Annotated in this window: 10 protein-coding genes, 1 tRNA gene, 6 pseudogenes and 1 CRISPR repeat array; of the genes and pseudogenes, 6 read left to right on the forward strand and 11 right to left on the reverse strand. The window is 41.1% G+C overall.

All coding sequences use genetic code 11. From position 1 onward, the window contains the following. Window position 1 precedes the first annotated feature (1 nt). A CRISPR array of direct repeats spans window positions 2-427; the repeat unit is 31 nt; unit sequence TCTACTAATCGCACCATTGTGGAATTGAAGC. A 383-nt stretch (window positions 428-810) separates the two neighbouring features. From JCM15907_RS00005 to JCM15907_RS00050, 11 genes and pseudogenes are all read right to left on the reverse strand, one after another. After that, the gene (locus JCM15907_RS00005) at window positions 811-2838 is read right to left on the reverse strand and encodes a leucine-rich repeat domain-containing protein (RefSeq protein ID WP_025842210.1); all 2028 of its coding nucleotides are present in this window, start codon (window positions 2836-2838) and stop codon (window positions 811-813) included. Between the two features lie 401 nt (window positions 2839-3239). Beyond that, window positions 3240-5293 (reverse strand): annotated as a pseudogene (locus JCM15907_RS09760) (M13 family metallopeptidase). A 30-nt stretch (window positions 5294-5323) separates the two neighbouring features. Continuing rightward, window positions 5324-6231: pseudogene (locus JCM15907_RS09765) on the reverse strand (nucleotidyltransferase family protein). A gap of 172 nt (window positions 6232-6403) precedes the next feature. Beyond that, a complete protein-coding gene (gene lptB / locus JCM15907_RS00020) occupies window positions 6404-7144 on the reverse strand; it encodes an LPS export ABC transporter ATP-binding protein (RefSeq protein WP_025842211.1) in 741 nt (246 codons plus the stop codon). Between the two features lie 206 nt (window positions 7145-7350). After that, entirely contained in the window at window positions 7351-7653 is a 303-nt protein-coding gene (locus JCM15907_RS00025; RefSeq protein ID WP_025842212.1) for a Dabb family protein, read from the reverse strand. After that, on the reverse strand, window positions 7650-8912 hold the full coding sequence (gene serB, locus JCM15907_RS00030; RefSeq protein WP_025842213.1) for a phosphoserine phosphatase SerB: 1263 nt from the start codon (window positions 8910-8912) through the stop codon (window positions 7650-7652). Before serB ends, JCM15907_RS00025 begins: the two co-directional genes overlap by 4 nt. 178 nt (window positions 8913-9090) lie before the next feature. Beyond that, on the reverse strand, window positions 9091-9906 hold the full coding sequence (locus JCM15907_RS09770) for an ABC transporter ATP-binding protein (protein WP_148297405.1): 816 nt from the start codon (window positions 9904-9906) through the stop codon (window positions 9091-9093). A gap of 5 nt (window positions 9907-9911) precedes the next feature. Beyond that, a pseudogene (locus JCM15907_RS13895) lies at window positions 9912-9980 on the reverse strand (hypothetical protein); the annotation flags it as partial. Further along, window positions 9977-10102, reverse strand: a complete 126-nt coding sequence (locus JCM15907_RS13535; RefSeq protein ID WP_277906727.1) for a hypothetical protein — start codon at window positions 10100-10102, stop codon at window positions 9977-9979. The gene JCM15907_RS13535 and the pseudogene JCM15907_RS13895, both read right to left, overlap by 4 nt. Beyond that, window positions 10099-11118: a FecCD family ABC transporter permease gene (locus JCM15907_RS00045; RefSeq protein ID WP_025842215.1), complete on the reverse strand. Its 1020-nt coding sequence runs from the start codon at window positions 11116-11118 to the stop codon at window positions 10099-10101. The genes JCM15907_RS13535 and JCM15907_RS00045 overlap by 4 nt, the downstream gene beginning before the upstream one ends. Before the next feature lie 59 nt (window positions 11119-11177). Beyond that, the gene (locus JCM15907_RS00050) at window positions 11178-12347 is read right to left on the reverse strand and encodes an ABC transporter substrate-binding protein (protein WP_025842216.1); all 1170 of its coding nucleotides are present in this window, start codon (window positions 12345-12347) and stop codon (window positions 11178-11180) included. A gap of 446 nt (window positions 12348-12793) precedes the next feature. On the opposite strand from JCM15907_RS00050, the gene JCM15907_RS00055 reads away from it, so the two are divergent. From JCM15907_RS00055 to JCM15907_RS11875, 6 genes and pseudogenes are all read left to right on the forward strand, one after another. Further along, a tRNA-Asn gene (locus JCM15907_RS00055) sits at window positions 12794-12867 on the forward strand. A gap of 233 nt (window positions 12868-13100) precedes the next feature. Further along, entirely contained in the window at window positions 13101-14783 is a 1683-nt protein-coding gene (locus JCM15907_RS09775; protein WP_159099876.1) for an LptF/LptG family permease, read from the forward strand. Between the two features lie 274 nt (window positions 14784-15057). Beyond that, window positions 15058-16274, forward strand: a pseudogene (locus JCM15907_RS09780) (bifunctional 3,4-dihydroxy-2-butanone-4-phosphate synthase/GTP cyclohydrolase II). 33 nt (window positions 16275-16307) lie between these two features. Further along, window positions 16308-17096: a hypothetical protein gene (locus JCM15907_RS00070; protein ID WP_025842217.1), complete on the forward strand. Its 789-nt coding sequence runs from the start codon at window positions 16308-16310 to the stop codon at window positions 17094-17096. A 193-nt stretch (window positions 17097-17289) separates the two neighbouring features. Continuing rightward, window positions 17290-18964: pseudogene (locus JCM15907_RS09785) on the forward strand (AMP-binding protein). 2031 nt (window positions 18965-20995) lie between these two features. After that, window positions 20996-21651, forward strand: a pseudogene (locus tag JCM15907_RS11875) (alpha/beta hydrolase family protein). The last annotated feature ends 76 nt before the right edge of the window (window positions 21652-21727 follow it).

The raw sequence follows: 21727 nt of genomic DNA on the forward strand, positions 1-21727 counted from the left end.
AACTACTAATCGCACCATTGTGGAATTGAAGCAACAGATTGATTGCCACAAAGCCCTTGAAAGGTATGTCTACTAATCGCACCATTGTGGAATTGAAGCCTGTAAAGAAAGACGATTACAGTAGCCCCGACCAGTCTACTAATCGCACCATTGTGGAATTGAAGCCTCTTCTGGTTTTTCATCTCCCGAAGATGTTAAACTCTACTAATCGCACCATTGTGGAATTGAAGCGCGCTAACGCATACTGTTCCGTGCGCCTTGCAACTTCTACTAATCGCACCATTGTGGAATTGAAGCACCGTTCCTGTGATCGCAGAAAGGTCAGCCATCGATCTACTAATCGCACCATTGTGGAATTGAAGCCTTTTACGGGCGTTTGGTATAAGTACAACTGAAACTACTAATCGCACCATTGTGGAATTGAAGCTTTTCATCTCGAAATCTTTGCAAAACTTCTCCTACTATTAATCGTACCATTATGGATAGAAATCGTGTAATGTGCTTGCTAAAACAGATGGAAAGGCTGTGTGTTTTAAAGCATAAAAAAAGGCGTTACCATTTGGCAACGCCCTTTTTCATAATATCACAAGAAAGAAACTAAACAATCTCTTCCTTTTTAAAAGTCAATGTGAAAGAAAGATGTCATAATTGATAAATTATCATGTTATTACTAACACTCGGCTTCAACTATGCGTTTTAGGACACTTTTTCTACTTCAATTTTAGTATTTTGTTTTTAACGCATCTTGAAACAGATCAATGTGCTCAAAGTAATCTTTAATACTCTTTCCGTACAATCAGTCTTTTCGATTTAACGAGAAATAGTAAGTCTTAATGCTTTACCATCTATCAAGATCACGTAGATACCTTCACTTAACGAACGAGTATCAATTCTCAATGTTCCAGCTTCGCTCACCACTTCTTCAAATAGAAGAAGTCCCTCTATACTGTAAATAGAAATTGTAGCGAAAGGCTTGGCTTTTAGCTCTACATAATCCACTGCGGGGTTGGGATAGAGTATAATATCTGACTCTTGCACCTCTTCAATAGATGTGATTTCTCCGAACTTAGCAACTACCTCTGTATTGGATTGTACTCGGAATGTCATCGTCTTAGTAATGTCTTCTCCTCCAGCTAAAAGTTGCTTTAATTCATGCTTATCATCTTTTGGGGTGGCGAGTACTGTCAATAAACTTCCTTCTTCTACCGTAGAAAGCTCTACCCAATCATCTTCGATAGCTATTGTTCCCAGATTATCGCTCTTTAAGGTCACGGTATAGGTAGGTAGAGGTTCTGCTCCATCGTATTGAAGCGCTTCATCTTTAATTTCCTTGATACTATTCCAATCGAATACTTGCCAATTCTTTTCTGTAAGAGTCGCTACATGCGCCTTTAAGCAGCGATTTGCCTCTTTTGAGTCCTTACCATTAATAATGTATAGAGCCCCTTTTTGTCCAAACTCTGTAGGATAGTTGCGTATCCCCTCTACCATCTTAGCCACAGCCGTATGTTTCATACGGTTAGAATAACAAATTAGCTCAGATAGAGCTTGCTGAGATGTCAAATCGAGCGAAGAGAGTAAATTACGACTACAATTAAGGTTGGCAAGTCGTTTATTCCCAGAAAGATCTAATCGTTTTATGTTATTGCCTGCACAAGAAAGCCCTCTTAAAGACTTATTTTTTTGAACATCCAACGATGTAAGTTCATTGTCGGAACAAACTAAATCTTCCAATTTGGTGTTGGCACTTACGTCCAATACTTTGAGTCTATTTTTTGAACAATCAAGAAACTGAAGTTCAATAATCGAAGAAATGTCCAAATCTTCCAAGAGATTTTGTCGACATTCAAGTAGCGTTGCACCTGTTATTGTTTTAAGGTCAAGTGCCTTTATCTTATTATTGTTACATCTAATTTCGTTAATGGCAGTAACGTTGTTCAAAATTAAATCCTCGATTTGATTGTCAGAACAATTCAATGAGGAGAGTACAATATTATTAGAGAGATCTAACTTTTGAAAGTTATTCTTGGAACAACTGAATGTAGCTAAGACCTTATTTTTACTCAAATCAATTGTTTCCATCTGATTGTCAGAACAACTAAGATCTTTTAGTTGGGGACAAGAAGTCAAAACTAACTCGGTAATTTTATTATTTGAACAGCGGAGTTCCTTTATTCCTTTGTTGCTCGTCAAGTCTAAACGAGAAAGTTGGTTGTTGGTACATATTAACTCCCTCAAAGCTGTTGCTTGAGAAAGATCTAAAGTCTCTAATTTATTGTCAGAACAGGTTAATACTTCAAGAGCAGAACATCCCTGCAAGTCAAGTTTCTTTAAGGCATTTTGGGGAGCATAGATACGAACCAATTCACTACAGCCAGACACGTTTATCTCTTCCAATACCTTTGTCTCAAGGCTTCCTCCACAGTAAATTTCTTCCAAGTTGGGGCAATTGCGAAAGTCTAATGTTTTGAAAAAATTGTCTCCACAATCAAACTCCTGCAGATTGGTACAATTATCAAACGTTACAGCAGAGAAGGCCTGCGCCAAACACTTTATCTTTTTTATAGTTCCTTTGATGACAATGGTAGGCTCTGCTACTGTATACCAAATGAAGCGAGAGTTTTCCCACTGCACATCAGCTCCAACGCCCGATATAGTAACATCTTCTTTGAGAGCTGTTATCTGCAACATTATCTTCTCTCCCACAGACTTAGTGGTTGTTAGTGTTACAGTAGCTTGCTGATTATCGGCATAGGAGGGGAGGGTGGATCCACCCAATAATACTACTAAACTCAGTAGCCAAGTGCTCCAAACACTCTTACATAATCTACTTTTCATAACTATTCAATATTACAACATTACTATTCTTATTACATCTCTTACTGCTTATCGCAGAAAAGTATAGAACAAAACTGTACAAATGAAGATGGGTAAGAGCTTTTTGCTACAGAGTCAAAAGCAACGACCTACACCTAAGACAAAGATATAAACTAATATTATAGGAGACAAGTTAATTCGCTAAAAAAGAGAATATATACCTAATTATTAGGAGTGGTATCTTGCTACGAAAAGAAAAATATTAGAATTAATCTTAGCCTGTTTTTATAGTCCAAAAAAGTACTAATCATGCTTGACTGGGGATTCCAATTTACTTATTTTCAATTATTCTCCATAAAAAAAGAGCTGGAGACCATAAGCAAGTCTCCAGCCCTTTTATCTGTTATAACCCAGGTTATATATTACCAAACAAGAACTCTCTCCTCTGGAGCTAACCACATCTTGTTAGATTCTGTAATGTTAAATGCCTTGAAGAATGCATCAAGGTTACGTAACGTTTGGTTTACACGATACTCGCCAAGACTATGAGGGTCTATATTGGTAAGTCGAATCATCTCTTGTTCTGTGATATTTTGTCCCCAAACACGAGCATAAGCAATAAAGAAACGTTGCTCTGGAGTAAAGCCATCAATCAAATCAACCTTCTTTCCTTCGAGAGCTTTTTGCATAGCAAGGAATGATACAAGAAGACCTCCTTGGTCTGCAATATTTTCTCCAAGAGTCAACTTACCATTGCCCTTAACATTACCAACAATCGTAAGAGCATCAAATTGCTGCACTAATTTCTGAGCAGCAGCCTCGAACTTTTTACTGTCTTCTGCTGTCCACCAGTCAATCATGTTACCATTTTTGTCATAGTTACGACCTTGGTCATCAAAACCATGGGTCATTTCATGACCGATAACAACTCCGATAGCTCCATAGTTTACAGCATCATCTGCATTTACGTTGAAGAAAGGAGGTTGCAAGATACCTGCGGGGAAACAGATCTCATTGGTTGTTGGCAAGTAATAAGCATTAACATCTTGAGGATTCATAAGCCAACGAGTACGATCAACAGGCTTGTTTAAATCACTCATATTATACTCATGCTCGAAAAGTGTTACAGCTTTGAGGTTTTCGTAGTAAGACTTCTCCTCACTAATTTCCAGCTTTGAGTAATCTCTCCATTTGTCGGGATAACCAATCTTTACGGTAAATCCATTCAATTTCTCATGAGCTCTTTTCTTAGTCTCATCAGACATCCACTCCAAAGTAGATATACGTTCGCCCAAAGCAACTTGGAGGTTTTTTACCAAAGTTTGCATCTTTTCTTTTGCTTCTGGGGTAAAGTATTTCTTTACATATACTTCGCCCAAAGCCTCGCCTAATACACTATTTACCAAGTTTACAGAACGACGCCAACGAGGGTGTTGCTCCTGACGGCCGCTAAGCGTTTTGCCGTAGAACTCGAAGGAGGCTTCACTAAAGTCGTCGCTCAAATAGTTAGCAGCTCCGTCTATAAGGCTAACTACCAAGTAGTCCTTAAGTTCTTGTAAATCTACAGCAGGGAACCACTTGTCGAACTTCTCAAAAAATCGGAGTTGTTTAACATCCCATTGCTTAAGATCGTTAAGTTTGCGACCTGCGAGGTAAGTATTCCAGTCGAAGCCACTGTGATCTTTGGCAAACTGATCTACTGTAAGCATATGATAGTTAGCACGGCTATCACGCAATTCTACTTGGGAGAAAGACATTTCAGCAAACTCTTTTGAAATTTTCATGTTGTTTGCTGTCATACGAGTAGCCTCTTCTTCGCTATATCCCGTAAGCAAAAGAACTTTATGGATATAGGCATTGTAAGCTTCCAAAAGTTTCTTTCCTTCTTCGTCTGTAGCTAAGTAGTAATCTCGATTGCCCAAAGCAAGACTTTTCTGAGCGACGTGCATGATGTTCATATCACTGTTCATCTCATCTGCCCATACATAAGAACCGAACAGCGTGCTATTACCTTCACTATCCCATTCAGCCACTTTCTGTACTAACTCGGTCTTATCTTGATAGCTTCGATTTCTTTAATATCTTCCAATATAGGTTTTGCTCCTAATTCATTACGAGTGATGCTATCCATAGCTTGTTTGTACAAAACAGCCACACGATACTCATTGGTGCCTTTTTGTTGAGACTTTTCAGAAAGGTCTACAACAATCTCATGAATTTGTTCAAGAGAACGGTCGCGTAACAAGTCGAAAGCTCCGTAACGGCTATAAGCTGGTTTCAAAGGATTGGCCTTAATCCAGCCCCCATTAGAATAACGATAGAAGTCGTCTCCTGGGGTTACAGTAGTGTCAAGAGCGGCAAGATCAATACCTGGTTCTACAGGCATACTCTCTGAAGTTGTACCATTTTGGTTATTACAACTCGTAAAAAAGACTCCTAAGAGAGATGGAATCATGAGTAATGTTTTTACTTTCATTGTATTTTATATTAGCTAAAAATCAGACCATTAGGCTTGGGTAAAAAGAGGCGATGGATATTTACCCTCTTCTACAAAGTTTTTAAGACGAGCTACCACAGCAGCTTTATCTGCTGGATAGGTAACACCAAACCATTGAGCATCGCTTGCTAAGAGATGTATCTTGGCTTTCTGCTCCCGTATTAAAGTATCCACATAAAGGGGATATAGAACTCTTTCTTAGGTTCATTTATATTTTCCTTTAGAAATTCCTTGAAAGCCTCTTCTGAATAGATAAAATAATCGGGAGTAAAGCCCCAAAAATTCATTGATACAGGAGTTTGTAAGGGAAAAGTCTTTCCGCTCTTTTCATCACGGCAAAGTGTGTCATCGTGTCGAGACAAGGCTGTTTGTTCCTCTATTTTCTTTAGGCAACCCTCTTCGTCTACTGAACAAACACCTCTGGAAACCGTACCGCTTTCGCTCAAAGTGTTACCCAAAGCATAGGCTACCATGAAGTAATCTCCCTTAGTTGCAGGAGTTATCTTTCGCAGTGCCTCACTCATCGCAATAAAGGCTTCACGTCCATAAAAGTCATCGGCATTGATAACACAGAAAGGTTCATGTACCACTTCTTTTGCCATCAAAACGGCATGATTGGTACCCCAAGGTTTTTCACGTTCGGGAGGACAAGTATAAGGAGCTGGCAACTTCGTCAGCTCTTGAAACACTACCTCTGTTTCTATGATACCCTTGTATTTATTCAAAATCTGGTTTCGAAATTGCTCTTCGAAACATTGACGTATCACGAAAACTACTTTCCCAAAGCCTGCATTAGCGGCATCGTATATGGAGTAGTCCATTATGGTTTCACCCGAAGGACCGACCCCATCTAACTGCTTGAGACCTCCATATCGAGTCCCCATTCCAGCAGCCATAACTATAAGAGTTGGCTTAATCATTTCTCTTCTCCAATCGCTACCTTAAAGTGTATTTCAAGTGGCAAAGGTAATGTTTTTATAGGCTGCAAGTGCAAAGAATAGTATAAAGTATTCTAAAATCTACCTTTATAACAAATAGTTACCTAAAATCTTTACGATATATCTCTTTCTAAGAGGGAAGCAAAAAGAATTAGTTGAAGCGCTTTCTTCGTAGGAGGAAATCACGTCCCAAGTACTTCTCTCGGACTATTTCATTCTCTGCTAACTCTTCGGGTACCCCTTGAAAAAGCACCTTCCCCTCAAAAAGAAGATAGGCTCTGTCGGTAATCGAGAGTGTTTCGTTTACGTTATGGTCAGTTATGAGGATGCCTATATTGCGCTCTTTCAAATGAGCTACTATGTACTGAATATCTTGCACAGCAATAGGGTCTACCCCCGCAAAAGGCTCATCCAACATGATAAAGCGAGGATTAATGGCTAAGCAACGAGCAATCTCTACCCGTCTTCTCTCTCCCCCTGAGAGCCTGTTCCCATGATTTTTGCGCACCTTTTCCAAGCGAAATTCTTTGATAAGACGCTCTAAATTATGCTGCTGTTCCTCTTTGGTTTGCTCTGTCATCTCCAAAACGGTGCGGATATTATCTTCGACAGACATCTTTCGAAAGACACTATCTTCCTGAGCCAGGTATCCAATGCCCAAACGGGCTCTTTTGTAGACTGGGTAATCGGTTATATCTACATCGTCCAAAAATATCTTTCCTTCGTTAGGTACAACCAACCCCACTGTCATATAGAAAGTGGTAGTCTTACCTGCTCCATTAGGCCCTAAAAGCCCTACAATTTCTCCCTGTTCTATATTTACAGAGACATGATTGACTACTGTACGGGTACGGTAGCGTTTGACCAAATTTTCGGTACGTAAGACACTCATGAATTTTTTCTATGTCCTTGTAACAAATCAGAATAAAGAACGGCATGTCATTAATCTACAAACTACCGTTTTGCTTGCAGTGCCAATTTCGGTTTCGTGCGTTTGTATGTCCTTTTTACCTGTTGGGTCAGCATTTTGTTTCGACACACTCTAATGCTCCTTGGCGAGGATATTTTTAACGTGAACCTTGATGCCTCCTTAACCCATTAACACTCAAAGTCTATACAAGCTCTATTCTTCTTGTAAGGGGCGATGAGGCTTTGAACCACTTTTTCGTGGTCTGGATGATGAGCATAGAGTCCTATACTCTCCCAGTTGGGCAAATGAGCTTCGAGCATAAAACCGTATCCCTCTTGGGGGTTGGTATTAAGCTCTACTTTCATCGCATCTAATGCCTCTATAGTTTTGGGCAAACCCTCTAAGGCTTCTTTTATTTTTAGAAGATGTTGTTCAGCCTCTTGTGCAGAGGAAAAACCTTCCAAGCTAAATATTACAATGTGTCGTATCATACAATCTGTGTTTCCATTAAACCATCGTCGAAGATAGAATCTTTGTACCCTAAAAAATAGAGGATACCATCTAACCCCACATAAGAAATACTTTGCCGAGCATCTGCCTTCACTTTAGGTTTGGCATGGAAAGCAATGCCTAAACCAGCTTCACGAAGCATAAGAAGGTCATTTGCTCCATCTCCCACTGCTACAGTTTGCTGTAGATGGACTTTCTCTACTTGAGCAATGAGTTTTAGAAGTTCTGCTTTACGCTTACCATCGACAATCTCTCCGATGTGCTTACCCGTCAATTTCCCGTCAGGTCCGACCTCTAACTGATTGGCATAAACATAATCTACACCAAACTTTTTCTGCAAATAGTTACCAAAGTACATAAACCCACCCGAAAGAATAGCAATCTTGTAGCCCATAAATTTCAAGGCTCTCATTAAGCGTTCAATACCTTCAGTCATAGGTAAACTCTCTGCAATCTCTTCCATTACAGAGACATCTAAGCCTTTGAGAAGAGCTACCCGTTCGATAAAACTTTCATGGAAGTCAATCTCTCCTCGCATCGCTCTCTCGGTTATCTCTTTGACTTTATCTCCCACACCAGCTCGTACAGCCAACTCATCAATCACCTCTGTTTGGATAAGAGTAGAGTCCATATCGAAGCATATCACGCGACGCATCCTGCGGAACATAGATTCTCTTTGGATAGAGATGTCAAAGCCTAACTCCGAAGATACTGCCATCATGTCGGCTTTCAATTGATCTAAATCTTTTGGTGTACCTCGCATAGAAAACTCTATACTTGCCATCGGTATACGTTCCTCTTTATCAAGAGGAATACGCCCCGTTAGACGACGGATGTTATCAATATTTAGCCCTTGTATAGCTGTTTTATCGGTTAGTGCGGCAAGCATAGCAGCTGTAATCTTCCGAGCCACTACGGTAATAATGTATCTATTTTTCCCTTGAGCATTTACCCAATCTGTGTAGTCCTCTGCGGTAATGGGAGTAAAACGTACTGAAACATTCAGTTCATAGCTTCTAAAAAGAAGGTCTTTCAAAATAGGACCCGAAGCCTCCTCTGTAGTCTCAAAAAGTATTCCGAGATTGAGATTGCTGTGAATATCGGACTGACCAATATCTAAGATAAAAGCATCTCGCTCTGCTAATATCTGCATCAAAGAAGCTGTAACTCCGGGGCGATCTGCACCTTGTATGGTCGCCAAAATCAATTTTTTCTTTCTGTTTCTGTTCTCTTTTTCCATAAAATCATCATCTTTTTTACTGCTTCTTTTCATCTGAAATAGGGCTTACCCCACTAAACGCAAAGATACGATAAAGAGATGGAGATAGGAAAGAGAAAGAAAAAATTAATCAAATCCTATTCGTTTAGTAATAAAAAGGATGATTTCTCCTCTTCCCAAGAAGGTGTTCTAAAAATAGCTATGTCCTTAAATGTTTTGCCAAAAGCTCCATCGAAACAAACGACATACTACGGCCATCTGCTATCAGTTGCCACTCTATTGCCTCATCTATTCCTTTAGTGATGTGTAACTGCATACCGCACTCTTCTTGTGTGGCATTGTATCCTATACGTTGTAGCATTTGGATAGTCCAGTATAGAGCTTCTTGTTCGCTGGCAATCAGCTGTATAGGTCGAAGTTTTTGTTCACAGGCAGTTTGTATTCTTCGGGTCTTAGAGTCCAAAAATTCGCTTTCGCTATGAAAAACTTCTTGTAAAATCCCCTTATAAGCCAACTCCTCAGGCATTCCCGACAATAAAGTTCCCTTTTCATTGATAAGCCAAATCCTATCGGCATACTCCATTGCCAAGTCCAGTTCATGTGTAGAGAGGAGTATTAATCGTCCAGAAGTGTGTGCCAAGCGTTTTAGTAGTGCAAAAAGACGTGTTCGATAGAGCAAATCGAGATGAGCAGTAGGCTCATCAAGTAGTATAATAGGGGTTTCCTGTGCCAAAGCACGAGCTATAAGTACGCGTTGTCTCTCTCCATCGCTCAAAGTGCTATAAAAACGCTCCTCATACCCCAAAAGAGAGCAGATACGAATAGTCTCTGCCACCACTCTTTTATCATTGGGCGACAAAATACCTCTGTTTCCTAAATAGGGATAGCGACCGATAGCTACAAAGTCTTTCACTCGCATATAGCCCTCTATCACGGGGGGAGGGGTAACCATTGCGATGAGCCTGCGCGCTGTGCCGCGGAGAGTTGCCGAACCGAACGACCATCTATTCTGCACTCTCCTTTTAGGATAGCATCGCCAAAGGTTATTGCTTTGAGCAGAGTAGATTTGCCTGAGCCATTTACCCCTATAAGGCTACAACCATTCCTTTAGAGAGAGAGGCGCTACAATCGCTGAGAACTACTTTTTTGCCATATCCTACAGAGAGTTGTTCTAACTGTAAAAGAGCAGTTGAGGTATTGGAAGAGGTCATAGTCTATCGGAAGAAAGAGAGGAGCGTTTACTTAGTACTACAATCACAATGGGTGCTCCCATCAAAGCGGTTATGGCATTAATAGGTAGAAGAATACCTCCACTCACTACTCGGGTAAGAAGGTGGCAGAGGAGAAGCAATAAAGCTCCTAAAAGAAGTGTTATGGGTATTAATTGGCGGTGTTCTGAGGTTTTGAGCCAACGACGCACAAGGTGGGGTGTGGCAATGCCGATAAAGGCAATTGGTCCTATAAAGGTGGTTATAGTGCCTACTATAAGTCCCACAAGAAGAACAAAAAGCAAACGCAATGCACGCACATTAATACCAATGGAACGAGCATAGAGCTCTCCAAAAAGCAAAGCATTCATCTTTTTGGGTAGGAGAGAGAGCAGCAAAAGAGAGGGTAGTAAAATAGTCGAAGCATAGTAAACCTCTTGCCAAACAACACCCTCAAGAGAGCCCATGCTCCAAAGTTGAAAACCTTTGACTGCTTCCGGAGGAGCAAAATACTGTAGTATACCAATGAGCGAAGAGGTAATGAAGCTAATCATCAGCCCCACGATAAGCAAATCGGATGTACTACTATGTCTAAGGGCAAAGGAACCTATTAAGAGCAAAACTGCAATAGAACCGATAAAGGAAGAGAGTAACATACCACTCATGAAAGTATAAGAAAGCCAAGCCATCTTTGTCCCTAATAGCGTAAAGAGAGCTACTCCTAAGGCCGAGCCTCCTGTTACTCCTAAAATACCTGCATCTGCGAGAGGGTTACGAAAGAGTGTTTGCATAACCAAACCACAGAGAGCCAGAGAGCCTCCCCCTATAAGAGCCATTATGGAAGAGGGTAGGCGCATAGTCCAGACTATTTGAGACAGAGTGCTATCGGCAGAGGGTCGCCTCAAAAGAATATCAGGCAGGCTCTCCCAGGGGATAGTAACACTTCCCAAAAGAATGTCAGTTATAAAGACAAGTAGCAGTAGAATAAAAAGAATTAGTACAGAAGAAGCGTAACGCATAAGTTATTGGTAAAAAGAAAAAGCTCTTACATAGGAGGTGCACAATAGTCATAGAACATTTACTCCAACCTCCGCCAAAAACGAATAGAATCTTGCACCACAAGCGTTGGGTGAAATAGTAGCATCAAATCTTGCAATAGTATTTCGGGGAAGTAGGGGCCCTGCTCCCAATAATCATTACCTCCCTGACGAGAGCTTCTTTTATCGTTAAGAAAAACCTGCCCTCTCTTATAGGCGTTGAAAAGTGTGTAGTGCTCTTGAAGTTGTCCGAATTCCCTTAAAGAAGAGACATAGGCTGAAGACCATGCCAACCAAATATCATCTGCTCCATGCTCGGCAAAAACTTGCTCTGTACTAAGGGCTCCTCCTCCGCTATTTCGAGGAGCTTGGTAGAGTCCTCCTGCATCCCTTATGAGGGTAGCCACATAGCTATTAGAATCTGGTAAGTACCAAGTTCCTTGATAGGCTTGCCCAAAAAGAACAGACGGTTTTTTCTTTATCTCTTGTATCTTGGTAGTGAGCTTCTTATAAGCCTGTTCCTTTTGGGTGAAAATAGCCTCTGCTGTCCCCCCTTTACCAGTCAAAAGTCCCAGTACTTTAATCCACTCGGCACGACCTAAAGGAGTCGTCTCTTTCCAATCCATATTATAAAAGCATTGAATGTCTTGCATATCGGATAGTTTTAAACGAAGATAATCCGTATAATCGAGCATTAAAACATCGGGTGCAATGGACAGAAGTTGCTCTCTATCTAAAACATTGTGACGAGCTATTGAAGCGATTTTTCCCTTTTGTGCCTCACTCCGAAGTAAAGGGTCGTAGATAAGGGCTGTATCGGAGACTGCTACTACTCGATCTCCAACCCCCAAAAGTTCCAGACCTCCCACAAAGGTGAGGCTCATACAAGCCACTCTCTGCAAGGGAATGCGAATGAGTTGTTCTCTTGCTGAAAGTTCTAATGGCTCTTGACCGTTGGGTACAAGGCGGAAACAAGCTAAAGTATCTTGCGTCTTCACATCTTTAACCCAGATACGATGAGTGTTGTCTTCCAAATGCTCTATACCTACCCCTTCGGCATATATTATTCGTGGTTGAGCAGACTCTATGGTAAATGGTGCTGTGGATATAGTACTCTCATTTTGCTCGGTTTGACAAGAGGCAAAAAACAACCCAATACAGCAAAGGAGTAAACCTACAGATTGACGATAAGAGTATCGAAAGTGAACCATAAAACTATTTATAAAAGGAGGGTAACATTTGGTGTTAAATGTGTGAACAAAGGTACTGCTTAGTGTAGAAATAGCATTCTTGCTCCAATCGATATGCTACCTCTATTAATAGTTCAGTAATAGCCTATTTAGCATAGTCGCCATTCGTCTATCCAAAAGGGTTAAGGGTTAGTACAAAAAGGATTATTCCTTTTGTCAGTAACCATTAACCCTTTTGATAGTTTGCACAGAGGGTTTAGGCTATTATCCATATACTTATTGAGAGTAGTAAGCGCAACCTTGCTTTTCTTTTTTACATCTCAATGGGGCGTATTGTTGCTCATAACCTCTTGGATGCCACCTTTAGATAGAATTCTTGTTAGCAATCTCAACGAGATTTTTAATAGAAATAATACGGAGAAAGGATTTGACAAATCAAAATAAAGTAATACCTTTGCAGTCGAAATGCTTCCTTAGCTCAGTCGGTTAGAGCATCTGACTGTTAATCAGGGGGTCCAAGGTTCAAGTCCTTGAGGGAGCGCGTTTTCATATCGTCTATATAAAGAGTTACTATCTGCTTTTCGATAGTAGCTCTTTGTTTTTATTTGCCTTTTTCCCATTCCCTTTTTGGAAATCCATACAAATAGTCTCTTGCAAAAAAAGATAATTCTCCCTTTCTCCCTCTAATTGAGGCTCTATATAGGTTGGAGGCTTTTGTGTACCTTTGTTTCAATTATTAGGATACTTACGATGTTGTCGTTGCGCCCGAAAAGAATGTACACCTACATCATTCAGCAGTATTTTCCTCTGCTGTCGATGACTCTTTTTATCTGTTGGTTCATTGTCCTAATGCAGATGATGTGGCTCTACACGGATGAGATTGTGGGCAAAGGGCTTGACTTCGTTATTCTATTACAGTTGGTATTCCACGCTGCCATTATGGTGCTTCCCACGGCAGCTCCGCTCGGCATCCTCTTAGCTTCGTTGATGACTTTCGGCTCTATGGGAGAGCGTTTAGAGTTACTTGCAATGAAATCTGCCGGGGTACCGCTACATCGTATTATGGCTCCGCTCTTCTTCATCGTACTGAGTATGTCGTTTGGGTTGTTTATCTATCTAAACACCGCCGTTATGGATGCCCAAGTGCGCTTTTATCAGATTATATTTTCGGCTCGAGAGTCTCGCCCCGATTTAGATATACCCGAAGGGACTTTCTACAATGGTATCAGAGGGTACAGCATTTTTGTAGGGAAGAAAAATACGGAGAAAAAGAGCCTTGAGGAGATTATGATCTATGATTATAGTCAGTTTCAAAGCCCACGAGTTATCACCGCAGATTCGGGGGCTCTTCGCTTGGACAACTCGAAGCGCTTCCTAACCTTAAACCTTTACCGGGGAGAGAGTTTTGAACCACTCGAAGGGCAAACCTTTACTCCAACAGCAATAACGAATTCAGATGAAGTGCCTGCGTCCTATCTTAAAGAAAAGTTTTCGTTCAAACAGATTGTCATCAACCTCAATCTGAATTTTGAGATGATTGACGATGGTGGTTTGCGTAGTCAGTTCGTAGGGAAAAATCTAATCCAACTCAATCACTATATAAAAGATACCGCCCAGTACGAATTGGATAGTGTCTCCTTTATGAATGCCCATGGGGCTGTAGAGGCTTCGCAAATAGACCGCTTTGTATTGATGAAAACTTCTCCTATGGATAAAACAGAGGAGGGGATTGCCGCATGGCAAAAAGTGGAACAAGTAGCGCAAAGCAAAAGCATAACCTTAGATTCGCTCTACGCACAAATATCCAATGAAAAGATGGAGAGTGTACTCGAAGAGACGGCCTCTCGCTTGGAGCAAGTGAGTGATGCCGCTATTTTTCGTAATGATACCTATCAGCAACAAGCATATTTCTATAGAACCCACGCACAGGAGTGGCATAGAAAGTTCACCTTTCCCGTTGCTTGCCTTGTCTTTTTCTTCATCGGAGCTCCTTTGGGGGCTATTATCCGCAAAGGAGGTATAGGTATGCCTATGGTGGTGAGTGTGCTTTTCTTTGTTGTCTATTATATGCTCGACACTTTTGGTTACAATCTCTCATACAATGGTACGTGGGTGCCATGGTTTGGAATGTGGTTTTCAACTCTTGTGCTCACTCCCTTTGGCATTTTTCTCACTTATAAAGCCACGAGAGATTCTTCTACCCTCAATGTCGATGCTATTGCCATACGCTTAAAGCAATTATTTAGTAGAGAAAAAGTACGAGAGGTACAGTTCCGAGAGTTAATCTTAAATCCCATTTCTCCCGAAGAGGCTTTAACAGCGGTCAATACTTGTCTGCACTCTCTAACAGCGGTAGAGCAGAATACCTTCATTCGGAAAGGGCGTTTCAGCTACCCAGCTCTTCACTCCCTAAACAAAGATTACACCCTTTTCTCCAGGGAGTTGAATGGATGGTAGAGCAGTTACAGAACTCTGAGAATAAACTTGTCGTAGCCAAATTGATGGATATCCCTATTCTATCCAAAACTTTTGCTCCCTTTATACCGGCTCGAAAGGCTTTGTATGGGCTATTTTTGCCCATTATTCCCTTATCCTTGCCTTGTACTATTTATACCTTTTGGCATAGAAAACAGCAGAAAAATATATTCCAACAGTGTCGAAAAACATTGGAAGAACTGACAAAAATCATTGAAACAACAATTTAATAGACAGATTGAATTACAAGATAATAATGGATACATTTATATTAAACAGCATAGAGGAGGCCCTCAACGATTTCAAAGAGGGCAAGTTTGTAATTGTAGTAGACGATGAAGACCGTGAAAATGAAGGCGACTTTGTCATCGCTGCCGAGAAGATAACACCCGAGAAAGTCAATTTTATGATGCGTTATGGTCGTGGTGTACTCTGTACTCCTATATCTGAAGAGGTAGCTCAAAGGCTTGAACTCAATATGCAGGTATCGGACAATACTTCTCTGCATGAAACTCCCTTTACTGTAACTGTAGACCTAATAGGAAAAGGATGTACAACAGGCGTTTCTATGTACGATAGAGCACAGACCATACTTGCTTGGCAGATCCTAATACACAGCCTTCTGACCTGGCTCGCCCAGGACATATCAATCCCTTGCGAGCTCGCTCTCGAGGAGTATTACGTAGGGCTGGACATACAGAGGCAGCAGTAGACTTAGCTCGCATGTGTGGTATGCAGCCCGTAGCAGCGTTGATAGAGATTATCAACGATGATGGTACTATGGCTCGTTTACCTCAACTCGTGGAGATTGCACAGAAATTCGATATGAAAATCATCTCCATAAAAGATTTAATTGCCTATCGCCTTAGAAGCGAGAGCTTGGTAGAGAAAGGTGTTTGTGTTTCTATGCCTACGAAAGAGGGACTTTTTCACCTTATTCCATTCCGCCAGAAAAGTAATGGTTTGGAGCACTTTGCCATCTTCAAGGGCGATATCTCCAGCGGAGACCCCGTATTGGTACGTGTGCACTCCAGCTGTGCTACAGGTGATATTTTGGGTTCTTGTCGATGTGAGTGTGGAGAGCAATTGCGCAAAGCCATGCAGATGATTGAGCAAGAGGGACGCGGTGTCATTGTTTACCTCAACCAAGAAGGGCGGGGTATCGGGCTTATGGCTAAGATGGAGGCTTACAAGCTCCAAGAACAAGGATACGACACTGTAGATGCCAACCTCCATTTAGGTTATGCTGCCGACGAAAGAGACTATGGTGTAGGGGCACAGATACTCCGTTCTTTGGGTGTTCAGAAGATGCGCCTTATGAGTAACAATCCTGTAAAACGTATTGGTTTAGAGGCGTATGATTTGGAAGTGGTAGAAAATGTACCCATAGAGATAGAACCTAACCCCTATAACATGAAATACCTACAAACCAAGAAAGAGCGTATGGGACACAAGCTCCACAATGTGAAATAACTTAGTTGAAATATAATTTAAACGTATAAGTGTATGAAAAAGATTATTTTAGGGTTATCGTTACTCATTTCTGTATTTTCTGTTCTTTCTGCTCAGAAGCACGACATTCGCCTCAATTTACAACCAGGATTAAAGGTACCTGTACGTTACCAGCAAACAACTGATCAGGAAATTTCTTTTCAAGGACAAACGATGAAAAATAAGATTATCCAAAAGAACGAAGTAGTGTTTTCTGTTGTTTCTAAGAACCAAGATAATTTTATCATCGAGGCTGTTATCAATTTGATAGAAACGACTGCCGAAACTCCCCAAGGGAATATGAAGTTTAGTTCAGCCGACGAAAAGGAAACTGCCGAAAATAAACCTCTTAAGAAGATGGCTAAGAAGGTGGTTCGTGCCGAAATTACTCCTTACTTCCAGTTAGTCGGCGAGGTTACTCCCGTAACAGAGGGGCTTACTAAAGAGGAGGCTATAGCCGTTTACGAAGCTTTCTCTTCTATCTTCAAGGGGTTGTATCCTACTACTTCTGTAGCTCAAGGAGAAACTTGGAAAGCTGACATGACTCAAGGTGTAAAGGCAGAGTCCACATTGACCTCTGCTTCTCCTCAAAGTTTCATTATCGACTCTAAAATCCTATTGGATATGGATATGCAAGGAGTAAAACTTTCAGGTAAAGGTTCTATGAATTACGAAATACATGCCCCTACGGGAGTGCCTGTATATGGGCTTACCACACTTCCTGCCACAGGCTCTTCTATGGCCAATGGTGTACCTGTAAATATAAAACTTAATATGACCAGTTCTTTTGAGTTTATGCAGTAAGACTAAGCCCATCTTTTACGAAGACTATACTTTGTAGTAATAGTACCCTCTTCTTCCAATTTGGTAGAAGAGGGTTTCTTTTTGTTCCTAAAAAAGAGAGTATTGTATAATACACATAGCATTTTTAGAGATTTCGATGTATCTTTGCACAAAGACTGTGCTTTTGTGCATTAGGAATGATGAAATAAAAGAGATGGAGACCAAAACTAAATTTGATATAAATGACAATCTTATAAAGGCTTTTGAAACCACTTTCAAAGAGTGTTTTTCTATGCCTGCTTTTACAGATTACGATACAGGAGAGACTTTCTCTTTTGGAGATGTCTCTAAAGAGATAAATCGCTTACACAGACAGTTCGAAATAATTGGCCTCAAAAAAGGCGATAAAGTAGCCTTATGGGTAGTGATTCGACTCGATGGTGTATACTTTTCTTGGCAACTATAACCTATGGTGGTGTTATTGTGCCTATATTGCAAGATTTTAATCTTCAAGATGCAGAGCGTATTATAGACCACAGTGATGCTCGAGTATTGGCATTAGACAAACGTTTAAGAGAAGAGATAGACCTTAAAAAGTGTCCGCAGGTTGAAATGGTTTTGAGTCTTGAAACTTTGACCCCTATTACGGTATTCCAGCCCGATGTAGAGGCTCAATTAGAGACTCTCCCGAGAAGAGAAGAAATCTCTTTAAGAGCAGAAGATATCCGCTTTGCCGAACGAGACAACGAAGAGGTTATGGTGATAAACTATACGAGCGGGACTACAGGTAATAGCAAGGGAGTAATCATCACAGGGCAGAACTTGGCAGGTAATGCTTTGTATGCTCATCGCTTAGATTTGATGTTTAGGGGAGATAAACTATTATGTTTTCTTCCTTTGGCGCACACATATAGTTGTGCATTTAACTTCCTTACTCCTATGACCATAGGAGCTCATGTAACTATATTGGGCAAAATACCTTCTCCTCGTATCATACTATCGGCATTTGCTAAGGTAAAGCCTAACTTGGTTATTACCGTTCCTCTGATTTTGGAGAAGATATACAAGCAGGCTATTGTCCCTAAGCTGGCCAAGCCTTCAATGAAACTACTGACTCGCATCCCCGGTTTGCGCACGATTGTCTACAATAGTATCAATAAGCGACTACAAAATGTATTGGGTGGAGAGTTCCGTGAGGTTATTGTTGGGGGAGCGGCACTCTCGAACGAAGTGGGACACTTCTTAAAGAAGATTGGCTTCCCCCTCACTGTAGGTTATGGTATGACCGAGTGTGCCCCCCTTATCTGTTATGAAAACAATAAAAGATGGATACCCGAAAGCTGTGGAAAAGTGCTTCAGAATATGCAAATCCGTATAGCGAGAGATTCAGAAACTTCCAATGATGTGCCAGGAGAAATACAGGTAAAAGGGATGAATGTCTGTAAGGGGTATTATAAAAATCCTGAAGCTAATGCCCTACTCTTTACCGATGATGGATGGATGCATACGGGAGATCTTGCCACGATAGATGCTGAGGGAAATGTCTTTATCAAGGGACGTTCCAAAACGATGATATTGGGCAGTAATGGGCAAAATATCTATCCCGAGGAGATTGAATCTAAGCTCAACACCTTCCACTTGGTAGCAGAAAGCCTTGTCTTACAGAGAGGTAAACGATTAATTGCTCTTATTTATCCCGATGAAGAGGCTATAAAGAAGGGGGGATGACTCTCGAAGAAGGATGGAAAGTCATTGAAAACTTCCGTAGTGAGCTCAATAATCAAGTCGCTCAATACGAGAAGATAACTCTTTTTGAACAGCAAAAAATGCCTTTTGAAAAGACACCTAAGCGAAGTATTAAACGCTTCTTGTACGAAGAAAAGCAGTAAGAACTGATATAGGAGGTAGCACTACTCTGCTCAGAGGTCGTGCTACTTCTGTTATATATCCCCTTATAGAAGTATTTGTAGGGCCTACTTCGAACTATAAAGAGAGAGGTTTTACGTTTAGCGACAAATAATTATCGACAACTTAGTATAAGTATGAAACAAAAACTGTTTATCCTACTCATGACTTGCCTCTCGCTCACAGCTTGGGGACAGTCTGCCCAAGAGGCTGTCTCTTTAAAAGAGATAAAAGCCTTAGGCAAAACAACTCTACCCCATACACTCGTTTACAGCAAGAAAAATGTAAAGGGCGAAACTTTTTCCGTAGCCAATCTGCTTACCGAAGCTCCCCCAAAGATGAGAAGCGGTATAGAAGAGCCTATTCAAGCTATAAATGATGGTTGGTTTTCGATAAAGGAGAAGACTCCAATGGGAGCAGGTTTACTTTCGACTTACCTTTTTGCGATCGAGAATGAGGGCTATGCCACTGGAAAACTTGAAGTGTATGGGAAGTCGAGAATGGCACTCTTTATAGATGGTCGATGTGTAGCCTCGCAAAAGGAAACTGCTTCTCAAGACACTGTACCTCATCTAACCGCAACTTTGAAACTTAGACCTGGCGCACATACTGTATATCTTAAAACGCTTTATCTAACAGAAGACTCTGTGGATCAAAAATTCAAGGTAGTACTCATTAGAGATAGCACGACTCACTCTTCGGGGCTATCTTTCAATGAAAAATCGCTTAAACCACTTTCTTTGGATTACATGATGTCAGGTGCATCGCTTCACAATGTACGCCTTTCCCCTTCGGGTAATTATGCCCTTGTACTTTATTCTATCCAAAGAGGGCTTAAAACCGAGTATACTGCGCGCCTTTACACTAAGGAAGGCAAGATTGTACGTGAGAGCAAAGAACTTACGTCTGCTCGCTGGATGCCCAAGAGCGATAGGCTTTATATGGTGCGGACTCATGCCAAAGAACGCATTCTTTTTACACAAAAACCAGATGGAAGTGACGAACAAATTCTCGTAGATCCTTTACCTGAAGGCTCTATTCAGTTTAGTCCCGATGAGCAAGTTATCTATTTACAAGAGGAAGCCAAAGCAAATCCTAAAGACGATAAAGTACAACGTATGCAAGACCCTGACGATCGGATGCCAGGGTGGCGAAATCGCCCTTACTGGAAACGTTTAGACCTTAAGTCAGGTACTACCGTACCTTTGACCTTTGGAGCGGGGCATATTTCTCTTATGGATATTCACCCCACTTCGGGCAAACTGCTACTACAAGGCACTACAAGAGAATGGACCGAACAGCCCTATTCTTTTTCTTCTCTCTACGAGTTCGATCCCGTCACAGGCAAAACTGACACTCTGTTTCGTAAGGAGATAGACATAGCCTCTGTCTACTATATTCCTAATGACAATCAACATTTGTTGGTTTTAGGCTCCCCAAATACTTTTGATGGCGTTGGAAGAAATATCCCCAATAATGCTTGGGGTAATTCATTTGAACGAGAGGTGTTCCTTTTTAACAGGAATAGTAAAAAAGCCACCTGCCTAACCATACAGTTTGACCCAACGGTAGACCAAATACAATTTGATTATAAAGGTGATGTAGTATTACAGGCCACCGATGGGGCTCGACAAAAATTATATTTCTTAAACCTAAAGAAAAAAGAGATTATACCTATTCCTCTTACAGAAGACCAAGCAAGTTACTATTCATTATCGAAAGAAAGGGGAGATTTTTGGTATTTAGGGCAAAGTGCAGCCAATGCCGACAGGCTGTATAGCGTGCGCAATGGCAAGGAAACTATTATATGGGACTTGGATGCAGAGAAGATGAAAGGTTATCTCCGCCCCGAAGTGAGAGACTTTATCTATACTACTTCCGAGGGGACACCTATTGATGGTTGGTATTATCTGCCTCCTCATTTCGATGCTTCTAAGAAGTATCCGATGTTAGTGTATTACTACGGAGGTACCTTACCCTCCAAGAAACGTATGGAGGGTACTTACTCTCCTGCGATGTATGCAGCACAAGGATATGTAGTTTATATTCTCAACCCCAGCGGTTGTACAGGGTATGGGCAAGAGTTTTCGGCTCGACATCTGAACGCATGGGGAGAACCTACCGCTACTGAAATTATTGAAGCAGTACGCTCTTTCTGTACTCAAAATAGCTTTGTTAATGCTGATAAGATCGGTTGTTTCGGTGCCAGCTACGGAGGTTTATGACCCAATATCTGCAGACGCGCACGGACCTCTTTGCCGCAGCTGTAAGCCATGCAGGTATCAGTAGTATCACCAATTACTGGGGGAGTGGTTATTGGGGAATGGGGTATAGTACTGTAGCTTCGGCTCATAGTTACCCATGGTCACACCGTTCGACCTTTGTAGATAGAAGCCCTCTTTTCAATGCCGAAAAGATTCATACCCCACTACTACTTCTACATGGCGATAGCGATACGAATGTGCCTACGGCGGAGAGTATTAATATGTACAATGCTCTGAAAGTATTAGGTCGAGAGGTCGAACTCATTACTTTTACGGGAGAAGATCACTTCATACTTGAACCCGAGCGACGTATTCGATGGACAGAAAGCATCTTTGCATGGTTTGCTCGTTGGCTAAAAGATGAGCCTACATGGTGGAAGGATCTTTACGAATCTAAGGAGGAATGATCTGAAGAAAGATTTTGGTATCAATGTGTTTGAATAGAACAAAAAAAGAGGGACCATGCTTTATAGTATGGTCCCT

The sequence above is a fragment of the Porphyromonas gingivicanis JCM 15907 genome (genome assembly GCF_000614585.1).
In the GTDB taxonomy this organism is placed as follows: Bacteria; Bacteroidota; Bacteroidia; order Bacteroidales; family Porphyromonadaceae; genus Porphyromonas; species Porphyromonas gingivicanis.

Excerpts from the sequence above, each read along its gene's own strand:
- JCM15907_RS13535 (WP_277906727.1), bottom strand. The coding sequence starts at position 10,102 with ATGACCTCTTCCAATACCTCAACTGCTCTTTTACAGTTAGAACAACTC.
- JCM15907_RS00050 (WP_025842216.1), bottom strand. The coding sequence starts at position 12,347 with ATGGTTCACTTTCGATACTCTTATCGTCAATCTGTAGGTTTACTCCTT.
- lptB (WP_025842211.1), bottom strand. The coding sequence starts at position 7,144 with ATGAGTGTCTTACGTACCGAAAATTTGGTCAAACGCTACCGTACCCGT.
- JCM15907_RS00005 (WP_025842210.1), bottom strand. The coding sequence starts at position 2,838 with ATGAAAAGTAGATTATGTAAGAGTGTTTGGAGCACTTGGCTACTGAGT.
- JCM15907_RS00045 (WP_025842215.1), bottom strand. The coding sequence starts at position 11,118 with ATGCGTTACGCTTCTTCTGTACTAATTCTTTTTATTCTACTGCTACTT.
- serB (WP_025842213.1), bottom strand. The coding sequence starts at position 8,912 with ATGGAAAAAGAGAACAGAAACAGAAAGAAAAAATTGATTTTGGCGACC.
- JCM15907_RS00070 (WP_025842217.1), top strand. The coding sequence starts at position 16,308 with ATGAAAAAGATTATTTTAGGGTTATCGTTACTCATTTCTGTATTTTCT.
- JCM15907_RS00025 (WP_025842212.1), bottom strand. The coding sequence starts at position 7,653 with ATGATACGACACATTGTAATATTTAGCTTGGAAGGTTTTTCCTCTGCA.
- JCM15907_RS09775 (WP_159099876.1), top strand. The coding sequence starts at position 13,101 with ATGTACACCTACATCATTCAGCAGTATTTTCCTCTGCTGTCGATGACT.